The organism is uncultured Methanobrevibacter sp. (assembly GCF_937881195.1).
In the GTDB taxonomy this organism is placed as follows: domain Archaea; phylum Methanobacteriota; class Methanobacteria; order Methanobacteriales; family Methanobacteriaceae; genus Methanobinarius.
In genome coordinates, this window is record NZ_CALGFC010000024.1 from 54,884 (window position 1) to 79,191 (window position 24,308).

Sequence of the window (24,308 nt, forward strand, 5' to 3'; positions counted from 1 at the left end):
TTTTTATAAAATATTATCTTTTATTTGGAATCCTAATGCTTTACTGAATCTAGCACTACCTTTAGCTGTAGGTTTAAATTCATCTTTAGCTTTCAAATCCCTACTACATTCAGTAATACTGCAACCATCAAGACGATGTAAGCTAAATGGCTGTCCATCATTACCAAGTTTACCCATTATAAGTATTGGGAATCTCAAGCCTTTTCTTGACATTTCATATAAATCCCATAAGTAGGGTTGGTCTTTAGCATCAGTAAATTCAAAACTAACCTTATGATTACCCATAATTGAGCCTAACATTTCAGTACTTGCACCATGATAAACAGTTTTTTCTTCAAATTGATCAGTGATTTTAAATCCTGCTGTAAGAAGTGGTGAACCTAAAACATCAATATAAACTAAATCAGCTTTAATCGGATTTTCATTTAATTGACTGTAATCAACATCTACCATATTTTAAACCTCCTTCTAGTATTCAATTCTCCTATTTATAGTAACATTGATAATTGCTCCAAGAACATTTAAACTTAATTTAACTATGATTCCATCAGAATCATTAGGATCTTGAGTTAATTCAAAACCATAACCTTTTAATTTTTTATCCTCAACTTGAGTATCTAAGTATGATTTAGAATATTCTTCAATTAAGATTAAATTATTCTCTTCATTATTAGCTTTTATATATCTTTGAATTATTTTATCAACTGCAGAGGCATGTTCATCAGCTAATATTCTTGCATGTAAACGACTGTCTGCTTCATTTAGAGAACTACTAGTACTCCAATCCATACAAGGTTCTGCCTTATTACTATCAGTTATACCTTCCATATCAGATATAAATCCATTTTGAGCTAAAATCTCTCTATCATCATCATTATATGGTAAAATTTCCTCACTAGTAACAGAATTATATGTTCCATATGCAGGGCTTATAAAGAAAGGACAGCTAGCTGTTTTAGCTATGAATTTTGATTGCATTTTAGGATCTACATGAATATAAACTCTTGAATTTTTAACATCAGAATTTAACAATTTTATTTCATCAGCTGTTTTTAAATCTTCTGCTGAATTATCAATAGTAAATCCTGCAATTCTATATAATCCTTTATCTTCTAACTCTTCTATAATGGAAGATATGTTTTCTAATAGTTCTTTTGTTTCTGTTGATACATAGAAATCAAGATATAATTCATGTCTAATGCTTTTGAATCTTTTTGTTGATTCAATAGCTGTTTTATAATCCTCTAAAGTAGGATTAGTTCCTACATTTATTGCATATATTATCCCTATTCCCATGTTGGAATCAACACTTGAAGTACTGCCCTCAGTTAATACTTCTTTTATACTATTTAATAATTTATTATCTTCATCTTCTGGACCTAAAGCTATTAATGCTTCATCATAATTATTAAAATTATGAACAGTGGTTAAATCTTTAGTTTTCCCAGAATCTCCATAAATTACAATATCTCTACCACCAGTATTTCTTTGAGGCATTGGTTCAGCAGATTCATTTACTGTGAAAGTAGGAGTTTTTCTTTTTGTATATTCCTCAGTCATATTTACACCTTCATTTTCTTCTTGTTCTTCTTGAGTAGATCCTTCACCATTTTCTACTCCAGGTTCATTTTCATCAGTCATTTTTCAACCTCAATATTTAAGCCATTAAATTTAAAATTATTCTCCCTAATTTTAACTATATTATCTTCTTTATAGTCAATTGTGAAAACTGTCCTATAAATTGGAGGTTCTAAATCGATTTGATCTTGTTCCGATTCTCCATTAACTTCAAATTCATTTCTACGAATATTATAATTATTAAATGGATCATTATATGAGTTAATTGGACATCTTGTAATCTCTAATTCTTTAGCTTTACAAATATTATTATTAATTGAACAAATGTTCTCATTAAAGTTAGAACAAGTTGAAAAATGGTTTATTTCAGCTAATTCAAATGTTCTTTTAACAAAAGATACAATATCATCTCTTTCTTCATTAGAATTACTCCATATATGGAGCATGAATGATTTATTAGTAACTTTCCATATACCATTAGGAGTTCTATATGTTTCAATATCTCCTTTTCCACCATTATTATTCATACTAATACATGGATATTTGGTGGAAGGTGGAAATTCAGTTACTATTTTAACTTTTTCACCATTTATGATTATTTTATCCTTAAATAAATCAACCATTAAAGCTTTTATCTTAGATTTCATAAAAGACTCCTTAAATACTTCATAAAAACAGCTTCCATATCAATCTTTGACATAACATTAACAGAAGCTCTTAAAATATAATCATTAGGAGGTACATAACCTGCAGGACCATCAGTTTTTCTTTGATAAGATCCTCCAAGAATATTTTTTAAATACCAAAACCACCATTTACGAGATTTATCAGTTGTTAAAACACGATGTCCATAAACTACATGCCTCCAATAAAAAACATTACATAATATCTCCCCTACATTATCTTGAATATTCATACCATGACCAGCTCTAAGAAAACCTGTTTCACCAACTGGTGCTTCTTTTTTAATTTCAGTGAGTAATATTATGCCGAATTCTTTCATTGCTAAATTAATTGCTTTGGGAATAATTGCTTCTAATTCTTCAAATATTTCCCAACCACTAGATTCAGTAGGCAAAATAAATCAATCCATAATTTGATCTTCAATAACAAGATAACATTTTATATGAGGAATAAGAGTATTTCTAATTTCTGGAACACCATTAACACTAAAATAACGAGTATATCCATCAATCTTCAACTTAGATGTTTCTGTAATAGGAGTGTCTTTTTTAAAGAAAATTTTAAATTGTGATTGTTGAGCTTCACCTGAAGGCATTGCATACTCCCTATTACTCATAGGTTGCAAATCCCCAAAAACAGTAGCTATTTCAATTAAACCTTTTTTAAGATTACCATAACTATCTAAACCGAAAGAATTATCTTCTTTTTCTTCATAAATAGTTACTTTATCCTTTGGAAAAAAAGACATTAAAAAGAACCTCCTAACTAAATCATTCTAACTATTGGCCTATTTCCTAAAGATCTAATTTTATTTTCAATTATATCTAAAGGAGAATCTTTTCTACCAGCAAATTGAACTGTTAAATCCCCTTCTTTAATATTTGAATAATCTTTATTAGGATTAGTATCAAGAGAATATAATAATAATTCTTCTAACAAGGAAGCTACATTTTTATCATAATAATCTTTACTTACTCTAATTGAATATTTAACAATTAAAAGATTAGCTTCATAAGATTTATTAAAATAAATTATACCTTCTGGAGAATAAACTGGATATTCAGTTGGATCTAGAACTTTACCATCAAGAATAATCTCATTTATTGTATATAAATCATTATTATCTAAAAGTAAAGTGTTGCCTGAAAAACATATTTTAACTTCTGATTTATCTTGAGGTTTTATAATATTAAGGCCACTTAAACCCTCAATTTTATTAATAGCGTTATTAATTACTAATTGTAAACTATCATTAGAGATTTCATTAATAATAATGTTTTTTGCTAGAGCTATTGATTTAAATTCTTCAGGAGTTATTATTTTAATACTTTCTTCAGGCATTACTTTTCCTCCTCACTATTTTTTATCAGGGCTTTGTTCATTTTTAAGCATAGTAGCAATTTTACCTTCTGCTTCTTTAATAATTAAATCACTATTTTCTTTAGCTTCAGCAACAATTTGAGCTGCTTTTTCTTCTGCATTTTTAACAATCAAATCTGCTTTTCTTTGTGCTTGAGTGTTATTTTCATCATTAAATGGTTTCAAATCATAATCAACGCCTGATTTAGTGAGAGTTTCAGCATCTTTTTTACTATCAACTGTTGCTTCACCATCAACAAATTGTATTAATTTACCATTTACTTGTGCTCTGTGTTTTGCTTTTTTATTTCTAAAATATACTTTAACCATATAAAAATCTCCTTGAAAAAATAATAATAAAATATCTAAAAAAAAAGATACTTTTTTTAGATAGTAGCTAAATTATCAATTACTGAATTTTTAGCTTCAAATGTATTATATGATGTAGTGAATGAAGCTACAACATCATTAGAAGCTAATTTAACCCTAGCTAATGGGATTAATGTAGGTGTTAAGAACGGTCTTATATCTACAGTATTCTCATCTAACATGATAATTTTCTCACCATTAGAATTATTAATATTGCTTGTAACTATAATAGGTGCTTTATTCCCTTTTGGAGTTTCATAAGTAGGTACATTATACCCTGCATGTAACTCTGCAGAATTCATCATATTAGCCCTTAAATAAGGCTTAAGAACATTTTTAACTTGTCTTCCAGCATTAGCAGTAGCTATAACACAAGTAGGAGTGCCTCCATTATCTATAATATCTTGTGCAGCCACATCTAACATTTCTTCATCAAGTTCAGCATCAGCAGCATTTATTGTATTAACACCACTCATGTTAGTTATTCCTTTCCAATCTTTAGTGGCAGCTGTACCTTCACCATGTAAAATAGTTCTTTCAATATTAGTTGAAATATCAGCATAAGCTGATTCTAATTCTTTTGTTTTAACATTAACACTATCCACACCAGCTTGTGCTAAATCACCTAACTCAATTTTATAAACTATAATTTTCATTTCATCAGTTTCTTTAGTATATTCTGGTGCAGCATTATCAGGAATAGCATCATTTTCATTTATGAAAGTTGAACTACCTTTTTTAGTGTATTTCCTATATCCTACTTTTCCACTTGTTGAAGCTATTTCTCTTGATTTACTTTTAAGATAAGCATATAATGGTGCTTCTTGGAAAATTTGATTTTGAACACCAGGAGAATAATCTATCTTCCTTATTTCATCTGTCACAGTACTATCAATCATAGCTTTTTTTAATTCTTCAAATTCCGCATTACTTACAAATTCAGATTTTATTTTATCCATTAATTCATTAGTCATTATTTTCGCCTCCAATCCAAAAAAAAGATTTTTATTATAAATTAAATATTTCAGCTAAAGCACTTTTTTTACTTGGATTATAAGTTTTAGCTATATCTTCAGGAGATTCAGGAACTAATCCAAGATGATCTGGTTGAGATTTATTAGCATCACTACCATTATTCTCATTATTCACATTGTTATTAGAATTATTATCTGATCCTTGAGGTTGCCTGTTCTTATTAACTTCTTCAAGTAAGTCTTCTTTAACTTTTTTAGTTATTTCTTTAGCCATGCTTTCAGCTATTGCTTTATGATCAATACCCTCAGCAATAATATTATTTTCATTATTATCTCCAGAATTATTATCTGACCCTTGAGATTTACCACTATCACCATTATTATTTTCAGCTAAAACCTCATTAACAATACTTTTAAGCTTTGGTTCAAGTTCCCCTTGAACTTTATTAGCTATAACATCAGTTTGTTTGTTTAAACCTTCATTCAACATATTTTTTATCTTTTCTAAATCAGAATCAGATAAACCATTATTATTCTCATTTCCATTATCATTTGACATTAAAATATCCTCCTCATTTAAATTTTTAAAAATCTGATAACAAGCACCACTAAAACAATTAGACTTAACTAAACCTTTACTAGTTGTAACTGTCCCATAAGTATCCCAATTTACTGGTAGTGATGTTAATGTTATTTCAATTAATAAAACATCTAATATTTTTAAAAAACTAGTTTTATTCTCACTATTAGTAACTCTTTCATATTTAGTAATCTTAGCACCAATACTAAGACCTAAATTTATTCCAGCTTCAACATATTCTTTAATTTTATCAGAATATGATTTAAGTATCTTAAATTTAATTTTCAATATATTTTTACTTGAATCTAAAACTTCTATAACTTTACCAACAACAACATCTACAAAATCACCACTAGGACCTCCCCAATGAGACAATCTAATGTTACATTGTATAGCTTGTTTTTTCATACTAGCTATTGCTTCAGAAGTTATTATATCCCCTTCAAGGTCTTGACTAGTAGTACTAGCTACACCCTCAAGAATTAACTCACCACCCTCATTAGTTACAAGCTGTGATTTATTAATCTCAAGAGGTGCAAAAACCTCAAAAGGTTGATTTTTAACACTTACAGTTATATAATCAATCCTCCTACTTTATTAATCATAAAAACATAATCATTCTCCGATAATTCCACAGGTTCTTCAGTCCAATCTCCATCTGGTGCAAAAGTATGCCTACATACCACATGAACTGGAAGTATTCCTTCTGCTTCATCAATTGTATAAGGAGAATCATCACAAACAAGGATACATTTCCCACATTCTCTAGCATCAAATATTCTAGGAACCCTTACTTTTTTAACACCATAATGTTTATAACTCATTAACTTAGCTGCATTTTTAACCCTCATAGTTTCAGTACGAGCTATCATTTTAGCTCTTTCATGAGGTGAAATAGTTCTATTTCCTGCACGAATAGGTTTAAGATTAAGTTTCTCAATTCTTCGTGTTATCTGATTAGCTGACTCTTTTTTAGTGATTCCTTCCCAAATTTCTCTCCTTAAAGCTACTTTTAAATCATTACTAACAGTTTTAATAAGATCAAAATTATAATTTTTAAGAAATTTCAAAGTATAATCATCAGCTATACTAGTAACAAATTTTCGATTTAACTGTTTAAATCCTTCAGCTGCACCTTCATGATATTTATCTTCAATTATCTTATCTATTGCAGATTCATATTTCAAAGTATTAGCTCTAATTTCATCCTCAACATTATCAAAAAAATGATTATTTAAGCTTATAGGATTATTAATTAATAATTGTGCTCCAACTGTTGATAAGAAAGCTATAGCTAAAAATTTATGTTCTTCAATTAATTCATTTATTCTATCAAAATAACTTTTTTCTAAATCTTCTAATTCTAAATCATCTAAATCCTCCAAGTAAGGAGGAGGTAATGCTTTAGCAAGTAATGTATCAAAAAAAGCTTCATCAACAAGAATCGTGCTCATGCTATCAATCCTTGTTCTTTCAAAATATGTTTATATTTAATCAAATCTTTACTAGCTGGATCAGATATAACACTTTTATGATTAGATTCTGGCATGTTAGATTGCTGAATTAATGCACTTAAAGAATTATTATTAATTGGTTTATCACCCCATTCAAGTCGAGGTTCTCCTCTTTTACTTCTAGCTTCATTTATGGTTAGAGAATTATTATTAATTCTGATATTTTCAATTTGAGCTTTTTGTAACTTGTCTTCTAAGTCCGCACGATTGTAAACAAAAGTTTCGCTAAATGATGATCTTCCAAGAACTTTTTTATATGCATCTTCAAAATATTTGCATCTACCAATAACTCTTTTTTTAAAGTTTTCAGCTTGAGATTTTCCAGAACCACTACCAATATTACCAGTTTCTATAATACTAACCTTTGATGGAGGAACTCCATAATTAGCTAATATACAATCTCTTGCTTCATGCTGTAATTCAATATAATCCATTTCACGATTAGAAACAGTCCCTCTTATAAAATTAGCTCCTTTAGTAACAATAGTTCCTTTCTTATCTGGTTCTTTTTTAAGCCTATTAATTTCAGAAAGAACTTGATTATATTCCATGTCTTTATCAAAAGAGAGAACTCCTTTAGGATCAAAACCTTTATTCTTTAATTGTTTTCTAACATGACGATTACCCCATAAAATATTAGCTATTTCTCCACTAATATTGTCAATTGGAGATGATCCCCATTTTCTTTTATCCAATGTTGGTTCTTTCACTTGTATTAACTGGTCATTTTCAAAGCGAATATCTGGGTTATTAATTAATCCCCATTGACTTGTATCATCATGATATTTCATAATTTCACAAGGCAAATAATTTAACCCAATGGGAACTCCTTTAAAACCAGTATCATATATCACTTCAATAAAAGTATTACCTAAACCCATAAAACTACGCCAAGTTTGACTAGTGAAAGTAGTGAATGTATCATCTTCAAACAATCCCATAGGGTTTTCGAAAAGTTCAGTTAAATATTTAACATTAGCATAATCAACATTTTCAGAATCATGATTATTAATACCAAAACCTAAACTTAATATTTCATCAATAAAAGCATTTATAGAAGAATTAACCCAAACATTATTCATTGCTTGATAATAAACATTCCATGATCTTAAACTAGAATTACTATTTCTTGATGTGTTTAATGACCATCCCAAATGAGTCATAAGTCCTTCAAATAGTGATGATTCTTTGGGCCTTCTAATCCAAGGCAATTGTAATTTTTCACCTAATATGCTTGTTATCTTCATAAGAGAAATCTCCCAAAATAAGAAAAAATATTTTATAAATCAATCATGTCAAAAATAGCTTCATTATTTTTATCATCTTCATCAGGACTAATAATAGTCCTAGAACAAATATTATCACTGTCAAGAATATCTTCATGATCTCCTTCATCAAATTCACGATATTGCTTTAAAAACATTTCAAGTTTCGGATGATCAATAGGAATGTATTCTATATGATTTTCAAAATTAACACTACCAGCAGTTATCCTCATAGTTTTATCTGAAGTACTGTAAATTTCTTTTACAGGCACACCCAATTCAATAGATTCTTCAGCTAAAGCTTTCTGATAAGCATTAGACTCAATACCTACTTTCAAAACATCCCATCTCTTAATCCCATTTTCAATAAGGTATGGTTGGATAGGACCATGATAATTATTTTTAACAATTTTAACTTGTTCAGGAAACCTGAATTTACCAACAACCCAATCTAGAGTATATCTACGATAAGGACTGTAAGTAACTCCTTTAGTAGTTATAACAAAAAAATCATTCTTTGCTTTTTGCCCAATAGCTAAATCAATACCTTGATAAATATCCATTTGCTCAAGAGGAGGCATAGCTACAACATTACCATCAACTTTATCAGGATCAATAGCAAAATACCTTAAATCAGAGTCTTTGAATATTTTACCTTTCATTTGATGGGTTTCATTTTGATATTCACGACTGAATAGTATTGAACCCATAGCTTTAAATTTTAAAAGAAGTTTATCAATCGGCCATTTTTCAGGCCATAAAACTTTAGATTCACCTTTAATATTTTTAACACCTACAATAGTGCCAGTATCATCATAAACATAATCCCAACTTTCAGGCCATTCTAATATAGCTTTTTGAGTTATAATATTCCAGGCAGGATTATTTTTCAACTGATTATAACCATCATTATAATGCTTATGAGTAGCTATAAAAAGTATCTGACCATCAGGCTCTAATAAAGGTAAAACAGTACCATTAATAAACTTCATTATAGTAGCTATTCCACTACTAGTACGAGTATTCTCATCATCAAAAATATCATCCATCAATATCTTTGTAAAATGCCCACCAGTAATATCACCAAGAATACCATTGGCCTCTATCTTAGCATCTCTTTTATTATCCTCCAAAACATCAGGCATATTAAAAAATATCTGATTTCCTACTTTACGATAATCAGATAATTCTTGTTTAAAATCAGCTTGTATTAATGGATTTTTAGTTAAATCACTATGAATAGCATCTAATGTTTTTTTAGCTTGAGAATGAGTTTTAGATAAAAGTAAAATATTTTCTTTTTTATTAAATAAAGTAATTTGTTCACTAGATACACGAGGAATAATAGTAGTTTTACCATGATCCCTTGGAGATAACAAACCAGCCTGATGATGTCGGAATAAAATATTTTCCAACCAATTATACTGGTGTTCTGGAACTAGTAGTTTAAGATAATGCTTACCATAATAAGCTTTACTTTGACTAGCTAATATTTTAGGAGTTACTTTTTTATTATTCAACAGTATCTGATTTTGCGAGACTTTGAGCGAGCTTCTTAATATCTTGTCTCTCATCATCATCAAAACCATCTAAGCTGAAAATATTAATATCTGGAGAGTCAGGTTCATCTTTTAAAATATCAGAACGAACCTTAGTAGCTTTAATAACAAGATTAGCAACAAGAGCATTAGCCCTCAAAACATCAAACTCAGAAACAACAACCCCTCCTTGAGGACCATACTCAACCTGAATCTTTGAAGGATCTAAATCTATCTTATCAGCTAAATCAATAATATTATCTAAAGCATTAATATCAGAAACACCTTTTTTTATAACTTCATCGATAATTTCTTTATTAGCTACCTCTTTATCAACAACTTCATCAACTTTCTTCTTTTTTTCTTTAGTCTTTTGTTGTCTTTGATATTCAGAAGCTATTTTATCATCAAGTTTTTTAAAATAATTATTAATAGTATTATAATGTATTGACTCATCATATTCCTCAGACAAATAAGCAGATATCTTTCGTGGACTGAAACCTTGTTTTTTCATATCCATTATTTCAGTGAAATGGTCTGAAGATTCTACTTTAGATTTTTTTGCCATGATAATACACATCTTGATTTATTTTTTTTGCACATATGTGCACATTTTGCACATGTTATACAAAATGTACAAGGTGCATATTTTTCATAATTATTTACTATTTCTTTCATAGCTGAGTATTTCTCTTTGAATCTTCCTAGCTTCTTTTATAATAGTAACTTTCTCATTAGCTGAAAGTTCTAATTTGTCATTTTTATCTTTATCTTGATTTAATAATGAGTGTAAGTGTGATAGATATGTTTTATTGTCTTTGATTATTTCAGTATAATCTGTTTTATTACTCATCTAACCCCCCAGTTCGATGATGTAAAAAAAAAATTAAATTTTATTTTTTAATTTATCTTAGTAGCTTTTTCTCCTGTAAATTCTTCCCATCTACTTATAATAATATCACAATAATAAGGATCTAATTCCATCATAAAACAATTTCTTTTTAATTGTTCACATGCAATTAAAGTAGAACCACTGCCTCCATATAGATCAACAATATTATGATTTTCATTTGAAAATTTTTTAAGAATATCAGCTAATAATTTTATTGGTTTTTGAGTTGGATGGATTGATTTTTGCACATCTTCATTTTGTCTTCCTGCAAAACCAAACCATAAATATCTTAATATTTGTCTGTGATGTTTATTTTTACTCCATAATAATTCAAACTCAGAAGTCTGCCAGAAAACATCTTCAACTCCTTTTCTTTTATCCCATACTAGCCAACTACCTTTTTTCCTTTCAGGTATTAATTCAGCATAATAATCTGCACCAAAAAGAAATACTTCAGGCACATCTATAAAATTATTAAATAATGTTTTTATTAATTCATCTGAAAAGTCATCATTATCACCTAAGACTTTTCTATGTTTTTTACAAACTGAATTATGATTTATTGAATTACCCATACTACTATAATTAGTATTCAAATTCATACCATATGGAGGATCTGTTAAAATCATATCAATATTATTGTCACTAATTAACTTTTGAATATTTTCTTTTTTTGTTGAATCGTCACATAACAAATAATGATTCCCTAATTTCCATAAATCATTATTTTTTACTCTGGATTCTATTTCATCTTCTAATGAAAATTCATCTTCAACAATATCAATATCCTCTTCAGAATCATCTTCAATTGTTTTAAGCTTAACCTCTAACTCTTCCAAATCAGAATCTTCAAATTGTGTTAAACTAAGCAAACCTTTTTCTTGAAGATCACTTGTTATATCATATAATAATGAATCATCATAAACACCCATAGCAAGATTATTATTTAATGTAATATTTAATGCAGTTTCATGATCTTTTGATCTTATTTTCAAATCAGTTTCACTAAAAACCCAACTAATATCACCAAGATTTAAAATAAATAATTCCTTATTTTTACCATTGCTATTGTATTCATCAAGTAATATTTTGTATCTTTGATGCCCACCAATAATCTCATTAGTTTTAGTGTTAATTATTATAGGTTCAACAAGACCAAACTCATTTAAACTATTAGTTAATTTAATAATATTATCATCATGTATTTTTCTAGGATTTCCTTTATTAGGATTAATCTTTTCAATATAAATTTTATTTACTTCTAAATTATGCATTAACTATACCCCCCCAATTGGATAGTTAAAATTTTTTTTAATGTGTGAATGAAATTATAAACATTATAATATCATTTAAATATAATAAAACAGTCATTCCTCCAGCAAATACTGATAAAAGAATAGCTATTTGTTTTGTTACTTTATTAGGCATTTCAGCAATAGAAACCTTAATATTATTAATCTCCCTATCATGAGTATCAAGCTTACTTTGTAAAGTATCATCCCGACATTCACTATCAGCTAATAAAGTTTTCAATGCTTCTTTCTGATTACGATCAAGATCATCCATATCTTCAATTATCTGATCAATCTTAGCCTGCCTTTTACCATTATTATACTCCTTTTTCCTACAATAATCATCAAAATAATTAACCTTATCTTTCAACTCATTTATTTGAGATTGTAAAAAATTGATAATAGGATTATTATTATTATTATTATCCTGGACTATGGTGTGATCTTGATAACTATCATCACTATTACCCAACATCATCACCCTTCATTCATCAGGCATAACTTTAGTAACAATATTATCAAACAAATGAGGAACAGTATAAGCAGTAACCAAAGCAGGAATAAAACTAGTAAACAATTCAGGTTGAGCCTGATACAAAATTAAAACAGTTATTAAGGCAGTAAATACAGTTCCTAATATATTCAACTGAAAATAAGTCTTACCATCTTTTGTATAAATCTTAGGTAATAAAAAATAACCTTTCTCAATCCAAATTCTAAGTACAATAGCTATTAATATAGCTAAAAAAATTAATAAATTCATAAAAAAATCCGCCTCCAAAAAAATAAAAAAATAATAATACTAATATAAAAAAAAGAAATGATTAGGAAACAAAAAAATAAATAATTAATAAAAATTCATTAAAAGAAAAATTATAATAAAAAAAAATGGGGGGTTTTATAATCAAAAATAATGAATAATATTAACATAACAATTCCCTAATCACCATAAAGATAATAATTAGTCATTCGATAGCTAGAACATAAAAACCCAATAAATAATAAAAGCAGGAGGAAAAAATAGCAAATACCTCTAACCCTGCTCTAGCTATCGAAACACTAATCCTATAAAATTAAACCCCAATCTAATTTAATCTTAAAACCACCAACATAATAAGTATTAGTTGATAAAACCAAACCACACTCACCACAAACAGTCTCTAAATCATCATGTCTAATATCACGACTTTCACATTCGGGACATTTAAGATCTGCTTGCTTTTTATTGATTTTAATATAATTATCACAATTAAAACAAGTTAGAGTATACTGTCTAAGCTTATGATTATATGAAATTTCGATGTCATCATCATCACAGCAAGGACATTTAGTAATAGGCATACTTCAATATACACTGTGGACAATTAGAAAAAAATATAATAAATATTAAAAATATTAATAATAAAATAAGTGATAAAAATGTCTGATATTACTGGTCCTGAAAAAGCAGCATTTTCAAAATTATTTGGAATGAAAGAAGGTCATTTTTTAAATGAATCACATGCAAGCTTAAACGATTTAATTGCAGAGTGTTCAGGTGTTGATTTTGAAGATAAAAAATATTTAAAAAAAGGAACATCTAAAGGAAATAAAATAAGGAGTTTTTGGGAAATAGAATCAAATGAAGTTGTAGGAAAAACACTTATTTGCTTAATAAACTATTATTATGAAAAATATGATGAATGGGATATTGATGAAGATGAATTAATAAAGTGTTATGATTATGCAGAAAAAATAAAAGACAGAAATCATGAAGAACATATTATAATTGAAAAAACAGGTAATGAGGAATTAAATATCCTTATTGATGAAATAATTTCTTCAATAAAAGAAGATAGAGCAATTGGGAGCCTAGATAGATTTCATACATTATTAATAAAATATATGAAAAGGATTTGTAAAAGACATGCAATAAATATTAGTGAAAATGATCCTTTGAATTCAATATTGGGAAAATATGTTAATGATATAAAAGAAAAAGGATTAATTAAAAGTGATTTTACTAAGACTCTTATGTTACAGTCAGTTTCATTATTTGAAAAATTTAATTACACTAGAAACCATCAAAGCTTAGCTCATGATAATAAATTTTTAAATAATGCTGAGAGTAAACTTATTTTAAAATATATGTTAGCTACAAAAGAATTCATAGATGTATTAGAAAAAGAAAGAAATATTTAAACTTAAATTATGCCTATTCTTTCTTTTTCTTTTTTCACTTTTTCCATCTCAATATTCAAATTTGATTGCATATGTTTTCCTAAACCTCCAGATCCTAATCCATAATAATAATCATCTTTAATTATATTTTTCCTATATTTTCTATTATATTGTATTTTCTGTTCTTGTCTTGCATATCTTCTATGTTCCTCACAACAATATTCTTCCCTATTATGTTTTTTCTCAAATTCCTCTCCACACCATTTACACTTAGACAAAATAATCACCCTTATTTTTTATATATTTAAACTCCATATTCCTTTTTCATTTTTAAATCTTTTCTTAGTACTGTTGAAAGTAGCACGTGATAAAACATGCCCTATCTCTCCTTTTGTAACTGAACCTCCTCGAATCAAATGATTATGGTTTATTAAGTAAGCTAGATCACTAGCTGATTTTTTTTCTTCTGATAAAAAATGAGTGTGAACTATAGCTTTAATTAACTCTCTACGTGCATCTTTCTGTTGTGATCTAGACGACATAATTATAACTCTCCTAAAATCTGACAATTAACAATAAAACAAATAGTAGCTACAAACAAACCTATTAAAGGAGTAAAACAATTAATATCAAAATTTTTAATAAATAATATGCTTGTAATTACTATTATTAAAATCCACCATAAGAGGAGGATTTTAAATAAGTTTTTAATTTTAGATTTCATTTTAATAAGCTTTCAAAGACTCTTAAACATTGATTATATTTAAATTCAGCATTTTCTCTTTCTATCATTAATTTTCTATGCTCATCAAATGATTGGAAATATTCTTTGAATACTCCATCTGATTGTTTACCAGTTTTTTCTTTACATTTATCCCAGTTTTCTTTATTTGAGTAAAATTCACTTCTTGTTTTGTATAAATTATATTTAGCTTTTAAAAATTCTTTATGATCATTTTTTAAATCTTCTAATATTTCACAAGCTTTTACATCTGTTGATGTACCTAATTGTTTTAAATAACGTGTTGGGCTTAATTTACGTGGAGTTAGAAATGCATTACTAGTAGCTACTATTGCATCTACTTTATCCATATTACGTTTTGGTTCTTCACAATTTTCATCATCACAACAATTTTCATTACTAAAATCATCTTGAGTTAATTCCTCTGCTTTCATTTTAATATGATTTGTTTGAAGTTTTTTAGAAGTTCTATCAGTATTCATATTTTTAGTTCCAGTAGCTTCTCTTAATTTTTCACATATATCCTCAGTTTTTTTATCTTCATTCATATTAATCATCTCTTAATAACTTCTTGGAATAACCCTATAACCAATATCAGTTCTTTTTTCATTATAAAAAACAACAGTACTATTGATAATGTTTCTTTCAACCTCTGAAAGCATATCTTCATCATAATCAATTGTAATAGTTTTACTATTCAAATCAATCAAAACATTTTGAACTCCTTCAAATTCACTTATGCTTTCTAATTCACTAAAAAACTTCTTTTCAATACTCATTTTATCACCTTTTCTTATTCAGTCCATAAATTAATAAATTCATCATTAACTATCCATTGCAAAGAATCAATACTATTATAATTACAATAATCAGTTCTAACATGTTTTTCATCAATTTTCTTTTCAAAATAAATTTCGTCTTCACTAAAAACAAAAATATCTGCTTCAACTTTCTTATGATTAAGTTCAAATTCTTGAGTATTATTAAATAAAACTCTTAACTCTTCAGTACTATTATTTAATTCAAATTCATCTTCTAAATGCTTATAAAATTCTTTTAATCCATAATATAACATTTCATCGTCTTTAAACAATAATTGAACATTCATAAATTCACCATTCCTTTAATTTTAGCTAAAAAACTATTATTTTTCTTATTTAGTAATTGGTTAATTGCGGTGTCTTGATCTTCAAGATCATTATCATTTTTAAATTTTTCAAGAGAATTATAAGTAGGGGCACTAACACTTACAAGCTTATTTTTCTCAACAGGTAGTTTTTTTTGATTATTAACAGTTTTCTCATTCCTAAAATGTTTTATATTGAACCTACGATAATCAAGAGTATTGTCATTATACCTATGAATTCTTTTTAAATCAGGATATAACAATTTATTAATAGTAGTGAAATCACGGCCAATATAAGTAGCTCCAGTTAATCTCCCTCCTATTTTATAAACTTTCCAATCATAATTTTTTATTTTTTTATAATCCTCAGCTGATACTAATGCATAATATTCATCAGTAAGATTCTGCTTTTTATTTCTAAGCAGTAAAATTTCACAATAACCATCTTTCCTTTCAACACGATTCATACTTTAAATCCCCTTTAATTTGACATTTTATTCTTTTTAATATGTTTCATTCGGCATTTATCACTGCAAAAACAATGCAAACCATCTTTTTCAACTAAACTAGTTATATTTACATCATTAATTGTTTTACCACATTCTTCACAATCCATAAAAAAACACCTCACTCTCTCTCAAAACAATAAACAAAAACATTATCATCACCCTTGAAATCAGGATAATATTCCCTCATAGCATCTACAGCATCATCAAGACAAACATACATTTCAACAGGATCATAATGTAAATCTAAATCTTTAGCTAAAATTTCATTATCTATTAACCAAAAACTTTGAACTTTAATTTTTCTTAATCTAGCATGAAAAATAATGTCTTCTCTTCCATTTTTACTTGCTACTCTACATTCAACAATAGATCCAAGTTTAATATTTTTATAATCATCTCTTATTGTTGTGAAAGTTTTATTTTTAAGTTTTGAGTAATATTTATCAAATTTAATTACTTTCATTAGCTAGCTCTCCCTAGTGAACCCTACATCCTTGCCAAATCCATCTATAATTCTCATCCTTTCAGGTAATTCTAATATTCCTACTGTTCCCTCTTCTTTCCATTTTTCTTTTGTTAATTCATACTTTTTTAAGTCATTTTGATATTGTAATTCTATTGCTATTTGTGTCAATGCTCTTTCTGTTACAGTTCTATCATTAATCATTAGCTAATCCTCCTTTGATTTGTATTCATGTGCTTTACAACAACAAGCTACAACCTCACCATTTTCTAATGATTCTGTGAATTCTGTTTCATTTATAAAATCACTAAGTTTCATGATTAATCACTTCCCATTTGCATTATTTCATCATAATCTTTACGAGCTTCATCTAAGATTTTTTGAGTCTCTTTTCTTTGTTTTTCATCATATTCCTTATTATTCATTATTTCTCTTCCTTTCAATTTTTAGATCTTTTAATTCCTAAAATATTAATCCTATTTCTCTGAATAGTTCCTTCTGAATAACCTAAACACTTTGCAATGGCCTTATCTGTGTTTCCTTCATCTAATAATAATTTAAGTTCATTCAACTCTTCAGGGCTCATAATGTTTCTCCTTTAAAATCAAATAATTTTTTTTGATTATTTTTTATTTCAGCTGCAGCTGTACAATATATATCAACATCAATATCACGATCAAAATCATCTTTTAGTTGTCTAATTTCATAGTTTTGTAGTGTTAAAACAGTATTTTTAATTGTGAAAGATTTTATCATGTTGAAATATTGTTCTAAGCTATTAATTGTTTTGAATTGTTCGGTGATATCAAAATAGAATAATTTATCATTGTTGTAAAAATTTAGTTTAGCTATCATATTGCACCTTTTTTATTTACTATTCATGTTTTTAGTCGTATGTTTCAAGTGTATAAAAATTAAATTAAAATTATTATAATATTAATAATAATATAATAAATAATAATAATAATAATCGCTTCAACTAATGCAAGTGTAACAAGTGTAAAAAAAATTTAAAACAAGAAAATACATACTTGTAGGTATAATACATACAAATACATACTCAACTCAGTAAATTTTTTAATTTCACTTGTTACACTTGATACATTTGCAACTAACCTAAAATATTATACCCTAACTTCTTCAATTTATTAACAGCCAAATCATAATCAGCACTATAATTCTTACAAACATTCCGAATATTAGGTGCGAGAAGAGGCTTTCTCTCCCCAGTAATATCATTAAGCGGGCTAACCTCTTCAGCCCATTTTAAAACTTTTTCCACAGGAGCTGTAAGTTTTTCTTCTTTCCTTTTTTTATCACGAATTTTACACAATTTATTTTTTTTCACCTTTAATTTTTTAGATAAGTCTTCAATTTCAGCTAAAATCTTTTCTTCTTCATCTTCACCAAAAAGAACAACTTTTAATAAATCATTAACCAAACCTGATTTATTATCAATTTTAATATCAAGAAGTTCGGCAAGATCTTCATCAAGAGTAAAAGTCCTTTTAATTTTCCCCATCATCTCCACCTTTCCAATACCTATTAGATTTAGAAATATTACAAGATTCACATAATGTTTGAAGGTTATCTAATTCATCAGAGCCTCCTTTACTAAAAGGAATAATATGATCTATATGTAAAACAGTATCTTTGTTTGTAGCCCCACATTCAACACAACGATAATTATCTCTTTTAAAAACTTCATGACGAATAGATTTTGTTAAACTTTTCCTAACTTTTTTATTTTCAAAAAAATCAAAATTATCAACTATTTGAAGACGATCTCTAGTTGGTTCAAAAATCACCCCTTTTGTTTTCAACTGTTTTATTAACTTTTCTACATGGATTATTCCAATATCCATCTCCTTCGCCATAATCCCAATTAACATATTCTTATGAACTGGTTCATCATAACCTTTAATTTTATTTACCACTCTTTGAAGTTGATCCCTACTGTAATTTGTCTTTTTTTCAGTATTCATCCTATTTAAAATACTATTTTTTATTAACTTTGATTCTTCACTATCAGCATACATTAACTTTTTAAAATAAGTAGTAACTATCTCTTCAGCTGAAACCCCAAATTTATACTCAACAAGAGATATTAATTCCTTATCAACTTTCAAACAACCATCAGACACCATAAAAACCACCTAAGGAGTTAAATCCAATCCCTTATCCATCACGGCCTTTAGGAGCTTATGAAAATTCACATTTTCACGATAAGCTACTTTTTCAAGATATTTAGCCCTTAAAGGTTTACCATTATCATAACTAGTGAAAATTGCTTTAAATGCATTTTTAAATGACATAACTAATCACCTAATCCTAAGCTATTAATTAAAGAACTAATCATCTTTGTTTGAGTTAAAACATGTTCATCTTGTAATAATTCATCAACCACTGAAAAAACAACACCTACTTTTTCAGCCTTGGGAAGATCTTTTATAATATCATGAATCTTTTTTTGAGCATCTAAATCCATAATATCTCTTTTTGAGAATTTATTACAATTATTGCATTCTGGGCCTTTACATTCATTATTTAAATCAAAAATTGTTTTATTATCAAAATCAACAAAGAGATGTTTTTTATTTTTCATTTAACTGGCCTCCAGTTTTTCAGCAATATGTAATATGACCGATATAATATGTTTACAAAGAAAACTGCCTTCTTCTTTATTGATCCCTCTACCTGAAAAATCATCACAAGTACATCTCCAAAGTTTGTCATGATTACAAGCTACAAGATAGTGACCTAGTCCATCAGAGCCTTTTACTTCATAAAAGATATATTCAGAATCTAAATAAGATTCATGAATATCTTCAGAAGAAATAAGAGTAGCTTTTTCAATCCTAGTAATCATACTGGCACCCCATTCCTTTCGAGTTCTTTAATAGCACGACTAGCTTCTTTCATACTAACACCACTATCCTTATTTTTAACCATATCGGCTATTTCTTTCTTGATTAATGAAGGATTATTAGAATTAATATTGCTAATAATATCTTTTAGAAATTGTCTAGCACCAGGATCATCAACAAGATCAGTTTTATCAACTTCATTACCCTTTTTAAAATCCTCATTTTCTTTAGCTCTTTTCTCAGTATCCTCAATAGCTTTCTCAACAGTGGTTTTATCTTCTTCTTTTTTAGTGAAATTTCCAGTTATTACTGTTCCTTTTCTTTTTTCTTTTTTAACTTGTTCTTCACGATTATTTTCAAGTTCTTTTTCTAGTTTTCCAGTATTCTTATCTATTTGGTCTGTTGATTGGAAAGAGTGTTTTTTCATCATTTCATTATGGTGATTAATCAATTCGTTTGCATTTTCAGGAGATTTTTCAACGAAATCGGCTTCTATTACCCAATCATTATTTAAATTAAGTTTTTCAAGAATATCTTGGAAATATAACCTATGAGTCTTACTAATACTCCTTGATTGAGATAAACTTTCAAGTTTTGATTCTGACCATCCATCCTTAAATTTCTCATTAGAACTAGCCTTACCAATTCCAGTAGCTATAACTTGCCCATTTAATGTTCTAAGCTCACAAGTACTACAATGTTGAATTATTTCCTGTTTACCTTTTTTAACAATCTTCCTTTCAATCCGTATGATATGTGGAGTGATTTTCAATACACGATCTATAAAACTCCACCCACTAATATTAACCCATTTTTTTATCTCTTTAATGTATTTACCAGTTTTTTTATCCTTATGTTTAACAGGAATTTCACTAAAATAACTATTATTCTCAATAACCTTAGCAAATACATTAGCTAATAACTCATTATTATGAATTTCATCATCAATAGACTTAGGAGCAAGAATAGTGTCAATAGTGACAATTCCCTTAGAATTTAACTCAGATAATCCATTATTAGTAGTAGCTATTTCATTCATAAAACCGCTCCTCTATGATAAAAACTATCATTATAAGTTTTGAGCATATAATCCCCTATTAAAATGAATGCTTCTTTAAACATCTGTTCTAATGTTTCAGTATTAATATACTCTCCATTACTGGCTTTCATAGTTGCAGAAGGATTCAATTTAACATCTCCATTTTTTGAGATATGTTTAACCCAACCAATATCAACTAGAGTGTTCCATTCTTTTTTTAGTTTTTCAATAGTAGGAGACATATTTAGATTCCTCCTAAACTAGTGTAAATGCTAGGATCATTGATAGCTATCGCTACCATGAAAAAAATGAAAACAACTAAAACACAAAGGGAAAAAAGAATAATAAAAGTGTGTTTTTGTGTGAAAGACTTCTTTTTTTTAGGATATAATGAAGGATGATTCATTATAAAACATCCTTAATTCTAGCCAAATCCGCTAAAGGCTCAAGATAATTATTCTTAGGAGTATATTCATTTAATACCTTACAGAATAATTTATAAAACTCTTTTTTTGATAAATTGATATTTCTTTCACCATCGTGGAAAGTTAAGCAATAGTCATCAGGTATTTCATCAACTATTTTTTTAACTTCACAATAAAAACTAATAGCAGTATTTTCTTCAATACTATACCCATCAGTATCAAGATAATGTTCATGAGTGATCTCAATTTCACAGGTGTATTTTTGATCTACAAAATCTTTGTAAATATTACTAACCATTGCAACTTTTTCAATCTGAGGAACACCTATAAAAGTAAAAAGAGACATTATGATGCCTCCTCAGAACAATCATTCAATATTTTTTGGCCTTTATCTAATAAATCTAGAGTTTCATGTTCAGCATCCCATATTTTTTTAATCTCAGCTAAACATTTACTACAAGGTCGATAATCTCTTCCTTTAATATCATAATGAGCCATATCAATATCAACTATATTAGCTGTTAATATTGCAGGTACACAATGACATTTAGGATGGTGATATATTTTAGAATTAGAATTAGCTACCACAGCATGATCTATGTCTTGTAATTCAGAGCTCATGCTCTCACCCTTACAGGGTTAGCTTTTGAGCTAGTGTTTTTAAAATTAGTATTTTGGTTTAATCTATTTTCAAGATTTTCAATCTTCTCTGACTGATCATTTAGTAAGCCAATAATCTCTTTTTTCCGATTTGGACTTAAAATTGTATATCCAAAATCAGTTAATAATTGTTTAGCTTCACTTACTATTTTCAGCTGATTTAAACCGTCTGTGTTACAACCCGCATTTTTCTGGGACTGGGTTAAGTTCCCTTTACTATTTTCATTATTCATTTAATTTTGTCTCCTACAGAGTTTTAGAAAAATATTGAAAATTGCCGTTCTCAATTTTTCTTAATATTAAGTTGTTTTTTATAGTATATAAATGTTACCTATATTTATAATTTTTATAGGATATATTTATATAACATAAAAGTATAATTATATACTATGAAATATATATATGGAGGTATGGAAGTAATGAGATTTAAAGTAAAAGCAAATCCTGCAAATAATGTTTCCAAGTCACTAAGGATAACATTGCCAGTAAAAGTTGCAGAAATATTAAATGTTGAAGATGGAGATACCGTTGAATATGTAGTTAATGCTGAGAATAACGAATTATATGTATCTCTACAAAAAGAAAAAGAAAATTGAATTATTTTTTTAAATATATTTTTTATAATAAATAAACTAGTTTTATTGGATAATATATAAAAATTATTTATAGCCCAAGCTACCCATAATAAACCCATAGATAAGTTTATAAGGGATAATGGTAAGCTATTTATACCATAGCAATCATATTTATTATTGGTTGCTCTAATTTTATTGTCTCCTACAGAGTAATGAGATTTGGTAACCGTTCAGTAGAGATTGGTGAGGTATTGCCGTACCGTTTGAACCTTTCACTACTGATAAAATCTCACGATTACCGATTTTATTGTTTATTTTTACTCATATATAATATTTTACTTATTTAACTAATTTTTAAAAAAATAAAAGTTTTAATAAAAAATAAGTAAAATAGTGTTTATACTAACACAAACACTATAAAATTATCCATAAATTATTCATTAGTCCAGGTATAAATAGTTTCCCCATCATGAGTAAAATCAACACTTTTTATATCAGATAAAGAGTAATCATTTCCACTAGTAGAGAATAAATTACCATCAACTTGATACCATTGATCTTTTTCAACATTATTCCAATTTTTAACTATAGACTCCTCAACTTTACTACCATCATTTAGAGTAACAACCGCTGATAATTCAGTATAAACAGATTCACTATTTTTAAACATTATTTTTCCATTTACATCAAAATAACCATAGCTAGAAGATATAGTCACATTTTCCATCTTTGCATTTTTCCCATTAAAAGGATCTTGAGAGTCTGTATCAGTTGAAACATTTGTGCCAGTTTTATCTGAGCTGAACATTCCTGCTGCAGCAATTATTAATATTCCTATACAACATACACCTATAATAATTCCTATTATTCCTTTTTTCTGTTTATAGATTGGTTTCTTTTCTTTATTTTCTTCATTTATGTTTTGTTTATTTTCTTCAGTCATTTTGCACCTCATTTATTTCAATTTTAATTATTTTTTCATTTGATTAATAAATGAACATGAATTTCAATGTTTTTAAAATTATCATCAATCCAAATCCTCCCATCAAACCAGTGATTAATCTTAAAGTGTTATTACTTTCTCTTAATCCAAAATACTGTGTTGTTCCATCAACAACAGTCGGAATTATTAATATAAGTGCTAATAGTGTAGTATATAATGTATATGTAATTGCGATATTCATTGCTATAATTACATATACAAATATACTTATATAAAAGCCTGTACATCTAGCACAAACAGGGAACTGATAGTTATTTATTTTAAAGCTTCTTTCAGGTTTTTGATGGCAGAAATATTTAAAAATATTCATTGAAATTCCTTTATTAAATTTTTTATATTTTCATTAGTTATTAATGATAGTTCTATGTTTTTTTTTGTTATGATAGGTATATAATTCTTTATAAATGGATTTATTAATAATAAATAAAAAATTATAAATTATTTATAATATTTTTTTACATATTTACCATTTACAAAATATTACTTTTTACTTTCCCTGGGAAAATGTTATTAGCTGTATATTTTGGATTCTTTTATATATGAATGCTAAAATTTACAATTTTTAGTAATACTTTTTATTATCAGCACTACTAAATTTTTAGAAGAAAGAGGTTAAGAATAAATATTCCTAACCTCAATTAAAACCCCCAATTAATATATTATACCGTATAATATATAAAATCGAGCGACACCC

General features: G+C 27.4%; 46 protein-coding genes. 2 read left to right on the forward strand and 44 right to left on the reverse strand.

Annotated features, from left to right (window positions below):
- Nucleotides 1-3: 3 nt before the first annotated feature.
- The 19 genes from Q0087_RS03040 to Q0087_RS03130 form a co-directional block, all read right to left on the reverse strand.
- A complete protein-coding gene (locus Q0087_RS03040) occupies nucleotides 4-453 on the reverse strand; it encodes a hypothetical protein (protein ID WP_297898201.1) in 450 nt (149 codons plus the stop codon).
- A gap of 15 nt (nucleotides 454-468) precedes the next feature.
- Nucleotides 469-1,641: a hypothetical protein gene (locus Q0087_RS03045; protein WP_297898202.1), complete on the reverse strand. Its 1,173-nt coding sequence runs from the start codon at nucleotides 1,639-1,641 to the stop codon at nucleotides 469-471.
- On the reverse strand, nucleotides 1,638-2,225 hold the full coding sequence (locus Q0087_RS03050; protein WP_297898203.1) for a hypothetical protein: 588 nt from the start codon (nucleotides 2,223-2,225) through the stop codon (nucleotides 1,638-1,640). The genes Q0087_RS03045 and Q0087_RS03050 overlap by 4 nt, the downstream gene beginning before the upstream one ends.
- Entirely contained in the window at nucleotides 2,222-2,656 is a 435-nt protein-coding gene (locus Q0087_RS03055) for an HK97 gp10 family phage protein (protein ID WP_297898204.1), read from the reverse strand. Before Q0087_RS03055 ends, Q0087_RS03050 begins: the two co-directional genes overlap by 4 nt.
- A 6-nt stretch (nucleotides 2,657-2,662) precedes the next feature.
- On the reverse strand, nucleotides 2,663-3,010 hold the full coding sequence (locus Q0087_RS03060) for a head-tail adaptor protein (RefSeq protein ID WP_297898205.1): 348 nt from the start codon (nucleotides 3,008-3,010) through the stop codon (nucleotides 2,663-2,665).
- A gap of 17 nt (nucleotides 3,011-3,027) precedes the next feature.
- Complete coding sequence (locus tag Q0087_RS03065; RefSeq protein WP_297898206.1) at nucleotides 3,028-3,603, reverse strand: hypothetical protein; 576 nt, start codon at nucleotides 3,601-3,603, stop codon at nucleotides 3,028-3,030.
- A gap of 15 nt (nucleotides 3,604-3,618) precedes the next feature.
- On the reverse strand, nucleotides 3,619-3,951 hold the full coding sequence (locus Q0087_RS03070) for a hypothetical protein (protein ID WP_297898207.1): 333 nt from the start codon (nucleotides 3,949-3,951) through the stop codon (nucleotides 3,619-3,621).
- Between the two features lie 56 nt (nucleotides 3,952-4,007).
- Nucleotides 4,008-4,964, reverse strand: coding sequence for a hypothetical protein (locus tag Q0087_RS03075; RefSeq protein ID WP_297898208.1), 957 nt, complete (start codon nucleotides 4,962-4,964; stop codon nucleotides 4,008-4,010).
- A 34-nt stretch (nucleotides 4,965-4,998) separates the two neighbouring features.
- A complete protein-coding gene (locus Q0087_RS03080) occupies nucleotides 4,999-5,952 on the reverse strand; it encodes a hypothetical protein (protein WP_297898209.1) in 954 nt (317 codons plus the stop codon).
- A 164-nt stretch (nucleotides 5,953-6,116) separates the two neighbouring features.
- Nucleotides 6,117-6,998: a phage minor head protein gene (locus Q0087_RS03085; RefSeq protein WP_297898210.1), complete on the reverse strand. Its 882-nt coding sequence runs from the start codon at nucleotides 6,996-6,998 to the stop codon at nucleotides 6,117-6,119.
- Nucleotides 6,995-8,305 (reverse strand): phage portal protein, encoded by a 1,311-nt coding sequence (locus Q0087_RS03090; RefSeq protein ID WP_297898211.1) that lies wholly within the window; start codon nucleotides 8,303-8,305, stop codon nucleotides 6,995-6,997. The genes Q0087_RS03085 and Q0087_RS03090 overlap by 4 nt, the downstream gene beginning before the upstream one ends.
- Before the next feature lie 32 nt (nucleotides 8,306-8,337).
- On the reverse strand, nucleotides 8,338-9,897 hold the full coding sequence (locus Q0087_RS03095) for a hypothetical protein (RefSeq protein WP_297898212.1): 1,560 nt from the start codon (nucleotides 9,895-9,897) through the stop codon (nucleotides 8,338-8,340).
- The gene (locus tag Q0087_RS03100) at nucleotides 9,836-10,429 is read right to left on the reverse strand and encodes a hypothetical protein (protein WP_297898213.1); all 594 of its coding nucleotides are present in this window, start codon (nucleotides 10,427-10,429) and stop codon (nucleotides 9,836-9,838) included. The genes Q0087_RS03095 and Q0087_RS03100 overlap by 62 nt, the downstream gene beginning before the upstream one ends.
- Nucleotides 10,408-10,539: a hypothetical protein gene (locus Q0087_RS03105; protein WP_297898214.1), complete on the reverse strand. Its 132-nt coding sequence runs from the start codon at nucleotides 10,537-10,539 to the stop codon at nucleotides 10,408-10,410. Before Q0087_RS03105 ends, Q0087_RS03100 begins: the two co-directional genes overlap by 22 nt.
- Nucleotides 10,520-10,714, reverse strand: coding sequence for a hypothetical protein (locus Q0087_RS03110; RefSeq protein WP_297898215.1), 195 nt, complete (start codon nucleotides 10,712-10,714; stop codon nucleotides 10,520-10,522). The genes Q0087_RS03105 and Q0087_RS03110 overlap by 20 nt, the downstream gene beginning before the upstream one ends.
- A 47-nt stretch (nucleotides 10,715-10,761) precedes the next feature.
- The gene (locus tag Q0087_RS03115; protein ID WP_297898216.1) at nucleotides 10,762-12,027 is read right to left on the reverse strand and encodes a DNA modification methylase; all 1,266 of its coding nucleotides are present in this window, start codon (nucleotides 12,025-12,027) and stop codon (nucleotides 10,762-10,764) included.
- Between the two features lie 37 nt (nucleotides 12,028-12,064).
- Nucleotides 12,065-12,523: a hypothetical protein gene (locus Q0087_RS03120; protein WP_297898217.1), complete on the reverse strand. Its 459-nt coding sequence runs from the start codon at nucleotides 12,521-12,523 to the stop codon at nucleotides 12,065-12,067.
- Nucleotides 12,524-12,529: 6 nt separating this feature from the next.
- Nucleotides 12,530-12,808 carry a hypothetical protein gene (locus Q0087_RS03125; protein WP_297898218.1) on the reverse strand — a complete coding sequence of 93 codons (279 nt, stop codon included), beginning with the start codon at nucleotides 12,806-12,808 and terminating at the stop codon, nucleotides 12,530-12,532.
- 302 nt (nucleotides 12,809-13,110) lie between these two features.
- Nucleotides 13,111-13,386, reverse strand: coding sequence for a TFIIB-type zinc ribbon-containing protein (locus Q0087_RS03130; RefSeq protein WP_297898219.1), 276 nt, complete (start codon nucleotides 13,384-13,386; stop codon nucleotides 13,111-13,113).
- A 78-nt stretch (nucleotides 13,387-13,464) separates the two neighbouring features.
- Here Q0087_RS03130 and Q0087_RS03135 point away from each other — a divergent pair, with 78 nt between their 5' ends.
- The gene (locus tag Q0087_RS03135; protein WP_297898220.1) at nucleotides 13,465-14,226 is read left to right on the forward strand and encodes a hypothetical protein; all 762 of its coding nucleotides are present in this window, start codon (nucleotides 13,465-13,467) and stop codon (nucleotides 14,224-14,226) included.
- A 2-nt stretch (nucleotides 14,227-14,228) separates the two neighbouring features.
- Here the strand turns inward: Q0087_RS03135 and Q0087_RS03140 are convergent, their stop codons facing one another.
- From Q0087_RS03140 to Q0087_RS03250, 23 genes are all read right to left on the reverse strand, one after another.
- Nucleotides 14,229-14,483 carry a hypothetical protein gene (locus tag Q0087_RS03140; protein ID WP_297898221.1) on the reverse strand — a complete coding sequence of 85 codons (255 nt, stop codon included), beginning with the start codon at nucleotides 14,481-14,483 and terminating at the stop codon, nucleotides 14,229-14,231.
- 18 nt (nucleotides 14,484-14,501) lie between these two features.
- Nucleotides 14,502-14,747 carry a hypothetical protein gene (locus Q0087_RS03145; protein WP_297898222.1) on the reverse strand — a complete coding sequence of 82 codons (246 nt, stop codon included), beginning with the start codon at nucleotides 14,745-14,747 and terminating at the stop codon, nucleotides 14,502-14,504.
- A 2-nt stretch (nucleotides 14,748-14,749) separates the two neighbouring features.
- The gene (locus Q0087_RS03150; RefSeq protein ID WP_297898223.1) at nucleotides 14,750-14,929 is read right to left on the reverse strand and encodes a hypothetical protein; all 180 of its coding nucleotides are present in this window, start codon (nucleotides 14,927-14,929) and stop codon (nucleotides 14,750-14,752) included.
- Complete coding sequence (locus tag Q0087_RS03155) at nucleotides 14,926-15,495, reverse strand: hypothetical protein (protein ID WP_297898224.1); 570 nt, start codon at nucleotides 15,493-15,495, stop codon at nucleotides 14,926-14,928. The genes Q0087_RS03150 and Q0087_RS03155 overlap by 4 nt, the downstream gene beginning before the upstream one ends.
- Nucleotides 15,496-15,507: 12 nt before the next feature.
- Nucleotides 15,508-15,726, reverse strand: a complete 219-nt coding sequence (locus Q0087_RS03160) for a heavy-metal-associated domain-containing protein (protein ID WP_297898225.1) — start codon at nucleotides 15,724-15,726, stop codon at nucleotides 15,508-15,510.
- Nucleotides 15,727-15,740: 14 nt separating this feature from the next.
- Entirely contained in the window at nucleotides 15,741-16,055 is a 315-nt protein-coding gene (locus tag Q0087_RS03165) for a hypothetical protein (RefSeq protein ID WP_297898226.1), read from the reverse strand.
- A complete protein-coding gene (locus Q0087_RS03170) occupies nucleotides 16,052-16,540 on the reverse strand; it encodes a hypothetical protein (RefSeq protein ID WP_297898227.1) in 489 nt (162 codons plus the stop codon). The genes Q0087_RS03165 and Q0087_RS03170 overlap by 4 nt, the downstream gene beginning before the upstream one ends.
- Before the next feature lie 14 nt (nucleotides 16,541-16,554).
- Nucleotides 16,555-16,689 carry a hypothetical protein gene (locus Q0087_RS03175; protein ID WP_297898228.1) on the reverse strand — a complete coding sequence of 45 codons (135 nt, stop codon included), beginning with the start codon at nucleotides 16,687-16,689 and terminating at the stop codon, nucleotides 16,555-16,557.
- An 11-nt stretch (nucleotides 16,690-16,700) separates the two neighbouring features.
- On the reverse strand, nucleotides 16,701-17,045 hold the full coding sequence (locus Q0087_RS03180; RefSeq protein ID WP_297898229.1) for a hypothetical protein: 345 nt from the start codon (nucleotides 17,043-17,045) through the stop codon (nucleotides 16,701-16,703).
- 3 nt (nucleotides 17,046-17,048) lie between these two features.
- Nucleotides 17,049-17,249, reverse strand: a complete 201-nt coding sequence (locus Q0087_RS03185) for a hypothetical protein (protein WP_297898230.1) — start codon at nucleotides 17,247-17,249, stop codon at nucleotides 17,049-17,051.
- Between the two features lie 235 nt (nucleotides 17,250-17,484).
- Complete coding sequence (locus Q0087_RS03190) at nucleotides 17,485-17,631, reverse strand: hypothetical protein (RefSeq protein ID WP_297898231.1); 147 nt, start codon at nucleotides 17,629-17,631, stop codon at nucleotides 17,485-17,487.
- Entirely contained in the window at nucleotides 17,628-17,900 is a 273-nt protein-coding gene (locus Q0087_RS03195) for a hypothetical protein (protein WP_297898232.1), read from the reverse strand. Before Q0087_RS03195 ends, Q0087_RS03190 begins: the two co-directional genes overlap by 4 nt.
- Before the next feature lie 256 nt (nucleotides 17,901-18,156).
- Nucleotides 18,157-18,567, reverse strand: coding sequence for a hypothetical protein (locus Q0087_RS03200; protein ID WP_297898233.1), 411 nt, complete (start codon nucleotides 18,565-18,567; stop codon nucleotides 18,157-18,159).
- Nucleotides 18,554-19,192, reverse strand: coding sequence for an HNH endonuclease (locus tag Q0087_RS03205; RefSeq protein WP_297898234.1), 639 nt, complete (start codon nucleotides 19,190-19,192; stop codon nucleotides 18,554-18,556). Before Q0087_RS03205 ends, Q0087_RS03200 begins: the two co-directional genes overlap by 14 nt.
- A 9-nt stretch (nucleotides 19,193-19,201) precedes the next feature.
- Nucleotides 19,202-19,360, reverse strand: a complete 159-nt coding sequence (locus Q0087_RS03210) for a hypothetical protein (RefSeq protein WP_297898235.1) — start codon at nucleotides 19,358-19,360, stop codon at nucleotides 19,202-19,204.
- A 2-nt stretch (nucleotides 19,361-19,362) separates the two neighbouring features.
- Nucleotides 19,363-19,650: a hypothetical protein gene (locus Q0087_RS03215; protein WP_297898236.1), complete on the reverse strand. Its 288-nt coding sequence runs from the start codon at nucleotides 19,648-19,650 to the stop codon at nucleotides 19,363-19,365.
- Nucleotides 19,651-19,914 (reverse strand): SWIM zinc finger family protein, encoded by a 264-nt coding sequence (locus Q0087_RS03220; protein WP_297898237.1) that lies wholly within the window; start codon nucleotides 19,912-19,914, stop codon nucleotides 19,651-19,653.
- A complete protein-coding gene (locus tag Q0087_RS03225; protein WP_297898238.1) occupies nucleotides 19,911-20,951 on the reverse strand; it encodes a hypothetical protein in 1,041 nt (346 codons plus the stop codon). The genes Q0087_RS03220 and Q0087_RS03225 overlap by 4 nt, the downstream gene beginning before the upstream one ends.
- Entirely contained in the window at nucleotides 20,948-21,193 is a 246-nt protein-coding gene (locus Q0087_RS03230) for a hypothetical protein (RefSeq protein WP_297898239.1), read from the reverse strand. The genes Q0087_RS03225 and Q0087_RS03230 overlap by 4 nt, the downstream gene beginning before the upstream one ends.
- 2 nt (nucleotides 21,194-21,195) lie before the next feature.
- Nucleotides 21,196-21,357, reverse strand: a complete 162-nt coding sequence (locus tag Q0087_RS03235) for a hypothetical protein (protein WP_297898240.1) — start codon at nucleotides 21,355-21,357, stop codon at nucleotides 21,196-21,198.
- Nucleotides 21,357-21,722: a hypothetical protein gene (locus tag Q0087_RS03240; RefSeq protein ID WP_297898241.1), complete on the reverse strand. Its 366-nt coding sequence runs from the start codon at nucleotides 21,720-21,722 to the stop codon at nucleotides 21,357-21,359. The genes Q0087_RS03235 and Q0087_RS03240 overlap by 1 nt, the downstream gene beginning before the upstream one ends.
- The gene (locus tag Q0087_RS03245; RefSeq protein WP_297898242.1) at nucleotides 21,722-21,997 is read right to left on the reverse strand and encodes a hypothetical protein; all 276 of its coding nucleotides are present in this window, start codon (nucleotides 21,995-21,997) and stop codon (nucleotides 21,722-21,724) included. The genes Q0087_RS03240 and Q0087_RS03245 overlap by 1 nt, the downstream gene beginning before the upstream one ends.
- Nucleotides 21,994-22,269 (reverse strand): hypothetical protein, encoded by a 276-nt coding sequence (locus tag Q0087_RS03250; RefSeq protein WP_297898243.1) that lies wholly within the window; start codon nucleotides 22,267-22,269, stop codon nucleotides 21,994-21,996. Before Q0087_RS03250 ends, Q0087_RS03245 begins: the two co-directional genes overlap by 4 nt.
- A 186-nt stretch (nucleotides 22,270-22,455) precedes the next feature.
- On the opposite strand from Q0087_RS03250, the gene Q0087_RS03255 reads away from it, so the two are divergent.
- Nucleotides 22,456-22,632 (forward strand): AbrB/MazE/SpoVT family DNA-binding domain-containing protein, encoded by a 177-nt coding sequence (locus tag Q0087_RS03255; protein WP_297898244.1) that lies wholly within the window; start codon nucleotides 22,456-22,458, stop codon nucleotides 22,630-22,632.
- Nucleotides 22,633-23,044: 412 nt separating this feature from the next.
- Here the strand turns inward: Q0087_RS03255 and Q0087_RS03260 are convergent, their stop codons facing one another.
- Both Q0087_RS03260 and Q0087_RS03265 read right to left on the reverse strand, forming a co-directional pair.
- Nucleotides 23,045-23,554 (reverse strand): hypothetical protein, encoded by a 510-nt coding sequence (locus Q0087_RS03260; RefSeq protein WP_297898245.1) that lies wholly within the window; start codon nucleotides 23,552-23,554, stop codon nucleotides 23,045-23,047.
- A 43-nt stretch (nucleotides 23,555-23,597) separates the two neighbouring features.
- Nucleotides 23,598-23,924 carry a DUF2085 domain-containing protein gene (locus Q0087_RS03265; protein WP_297898246.1) on the reverse strand — a complete coding sequence of 109 codons (327 nt, stop codon included), beginning with the start codon at nucleotides 23,922-23,924 and terminating at the stop codon, nucleotides 23,598-23,600.
- Nucleotides 23,925-24,308 lie beyond the last annotated feature (384 nt).

Coding starts and splice junctions, on each gene's coding strand:
- Q0087_RS03040 (WP_297898201.1), bottom strand. CDS start 453: ATGGTAGATGTTGATTACAGTCAATTAAATGAAAATCCGATTAAAGCT.
- Q0087_RS03045 (WP_297898202.1), bottom strand. CDS start 1,641: ATGACTGATGAAAATGAACCTGGAGTAGAAAATGGTGAAGGATCTACT.
- Q0087_RS03050 (WP_297898203.1), bottom strand. CDS start 2,225: ATGAAATCTAAGATAAAAGCTTTAATGGTTGATTTATTTAAGGATAAA.
- Q0087_RS03060 (WP_297898205.1), bottom strand. CDS start 3,010: ATGTCTTTTTTTCCAAAGGATAAAGTAACTATTTATGAAGAAAAAGAA.
- Q0087_RS03065 (WP_297898206.1), bottom strand. CDS start 3,603: ATGCCTGAAGAAAGTATTAAAATAATAACTCCTGAAGAATTTAAATCA.
- Q0087_RS03070 (WP_297898207.1), bottom strand. CDS start 3,951: ATGGTTAAAGTATATTTTAGAAATAAAAAAGCAAAACACAGAGCACAA.
- Q0087_RS03075 (WP_297898208.1), bottom strand. CDS start 4,964: ATGACTAATGAATTAATGGATAAAATAAAATCTGAATTTGTAAGTAAT.
- Q0087_RS03080 (WP_297898209.1), bottom strand. CDS start 5,952: ATGAAAAAACAAGCTATACAATGTAACATTAGATTGTCTCATTGGGGA.
- Q0087_RS03085 (WP_297898210.1), bottom strand. CDS start 6,998: ATGAGCACGATTCTTGTTGATGAAGCTTTTTTTGATACATTACTTGCT.
- Q0087_RS03090 (WP_297898211.1), bottom strand. CDS start 8,305: ATGAAGATAACAAGCATATTAGGTGAAAAATTACAATTGCCTTGGATT.
- Q0087_RS03095 (WP_297898212.1), bottom strand. CDS start 9,897: ATGAGAGACAAGATATTAAGAAGCTCGCTCAAAGTCTCGCAAAATCAG.
- Q0087_RS03100 (WP_297898213.1), bottom strand. CDS start 10,429: ATGGCAAAAAAATCTAAAGTAGAATCTTCAGACCATTTCACTGAAATA.
- Q0087_RS03105 (WP_297898214.1), bottom strand. CDS start 10,539: ATGAAAGAAATAGTAAATAATTATGAAAAATATGCACCTTGTACATTT.
- Q0087_RS03110 (WP_297898215.1), bottom strand. CDS start 10,714: ATGAGTAATAAAACAGATTATACTGAAATAATCAAAGACAATAAAACA.
- Q0087_RS03115 (WP_297898216.1), bottom strand. CDS start 12,027: ATGCATAATTTAGAAGTAAATAAAATTTATATTGAAAAGATTAATCCT.
- Q0087_RS03120 (WP_297898217.1), bottom strand. CDS start 12,523: ATGATGTTGGGTAATAGTGATGATAGTTATCAAGATCACACCATAGTC.
- Q0087_RS03125 (WP_297898218.1), bottom strand. CDS start 12,808: ATGAATTTATTAATTTTTTTAGCTATATTAATAGCTATTGTACTTAGA.
- Q0087_RS03130 (WP_297898219.1), bottom strand. CDS start 13,386: ATGCCTATTACTAAATGTCCTTGCTGTGATGATGATGACATCGAAATT.
- Q0087_RS03135 (WP_297898220.1), top strand. CDS start 13,465: ATGTCTGATATTACTGGTCCTGAAAAAGCAGCATTTTCAAAATTATTT.
- Q0087_RS03145 (WP_297898222.1), bottom strand. CDS start 14,747: ATGTCGTCTAGATCACAACAGAAAGATGCACGTAGAGAGTTAATTAAA.
- Q0087_RS03150 (WP_297898223.1), bottom strand. CDS start 14,929: ATGAAATCTAAAATTAAAAACTTATTTAAAATCCTCCTCTTATGGTGG.
- Q0087_RS03155 (WP_297898224.1), bottom strand. CDS start 15,495: ATGAATGAAGATAAAAAAACTGAGGATATATGTGAAAAATTAAGAGAA.
- Q0087_RS03160 (WP_297898225.1), bottom strand. CDS start 15,726: ATGAGTATTGAAAAGAAGTTTTTTAGTGAATTAGAAAGCATAAGTGAA.
- Q0087_RS03165 (WP_297898226.1), bottom strand. CDS start 16,055: ATGAATGTTCAATTATTGTTTAAAGACGATGAAATGTTATATTATGGA.
- Q0087_RS03170 (WP_297898227.1), bottom strand. CDS start 16,540: ATGAATCGTGTTGAAAGGAAAGATGGTTATTGTGAAATTTTACTGCTT.
- Q0087_RS03175 (WP_297898228.1), bottom strand. CDS start 16,689: ATGGATTGTGAAGAATGTGGTAAAACAATTAATGATGTAAATATAACT.
- Q0087_RS03180 (WP_297898229.1), bottom strand. CDS start 17,045: ATGAAAGTAATTAAATTTGATAAATATTACTCAAAACTTAAAAATAAA.
- Q0087_RS03185 (WP_297898230.1), bottom strand. CDS start 17,249: ATGATTAATGATAGAACTGTAACAGAAAGAGCATTGACACAAATAGCA.
- Q0087_RS03190 (WP_297898231.1), bottom strand. CDS start 17,631: ATGAGCCCTGAAGAGTTGAATGAACTTAAATTATTATTAGATGAAGGA.
- Q0087_RS03195 (WP_297898232.1), bottom strand. CDS start 17,900: ATGATAGCTAAACTAAATTTTTACAACAATGATAAATTATTCTATTTT.
- Q0087_RS03200 (WP_297898233.1), bottom strand. CDS start 18,567: ATGGGGAAAATTAAAAGGACTTTTACTCTTGATGAAGATCTTGCCGAA.
- Q0087_RS03205 (WP_297898234.1), bottom strand. CDS start 19,192: ATGGTGTCTGATGGTTGTTTGAAAGTTGATAAGGAATTAATATCTCTT.
- Q0087_RS03210 (WP_297898235.1), bottom strand. CDS start 19,360: ATGTCATTTAAAAATGCATTTAAAGCAATTTTCACTAGTTATGATAAT.
- Q0087_RS03215 (WP_297898236.1), bottom strand. CDS start 19,650: ATGAAAAATAAAAAACATCTCTTTGTTGATTTTGATAATAAAACAATT.
- Q0087_RS03220 (WP_297898237.1), bottom strand. CDS start 19,914: ATGATTACTAGGATTGAAAAAGCTACTCTTATTTCTTCTGAAGATATT.
- Q0087_RS03225 (WP_297898238.1), bottom strand. CDS start 20,951: ATGAATGAAATAGCTACTACTAATAATGGATTATCTGAGTTAAATTCT.
- Q0087_RS03230 (WP_297898239.1), bottom strand. CDS start 21,193: ATGTCTCCTACTATTGAAAAACTAAAAAAAGAATGGAACACTCTAGTT.
- Q0087_RS03235 (WP_297898240.1), bottom strand. CDS start 21,357: ATGAATCATCCTTCATTATATCCTAAAAAAAAGAAGTCTTTCACACAA.
- Q0087_RS03240 (WP_297898241.1), bottom strand. CDS start 21,722: ATGTCTCTTTTTACTTTTATAGGTGTTCCTCAGATTGAAAAAGTTGCA.
- Q0087_RS03245 (WP_297898242.1), bottom strand. CDS start 21,997: ATGAGCTCTGAATTACAAGACATAGATCATGCTGTGGTAGCTAATTCT.
- Q0087_RS03250 (WP_297898243.1), bottom strand. CDS start 22,269: ATGAATAATGAAAATAGTAAAGGGAACTTAACCCAGTCCCAGAAAAAT.
- Q0087_RS03255 (WP_297898244.1), top strand. CDS start 22,456: ATGAGATTTAAAGTAAAAGCAAATCCTGCAAATAATGTTTCCAAGTCA.
- Q0087_RS03260 (WP_297898245.1), bottom strand. CDS start 23,554: ATGACTGAAGAAAATAAACAAAACATAAATGAAGAAAATAAAGAAAAG.
- Q0087_RS03265 (WP_297898246.1), bottom strand. CDS start 23,924: ATGAATATTTTTAAATATTTCTGCCATCAAAAACCTGAAAGAAGCTTT.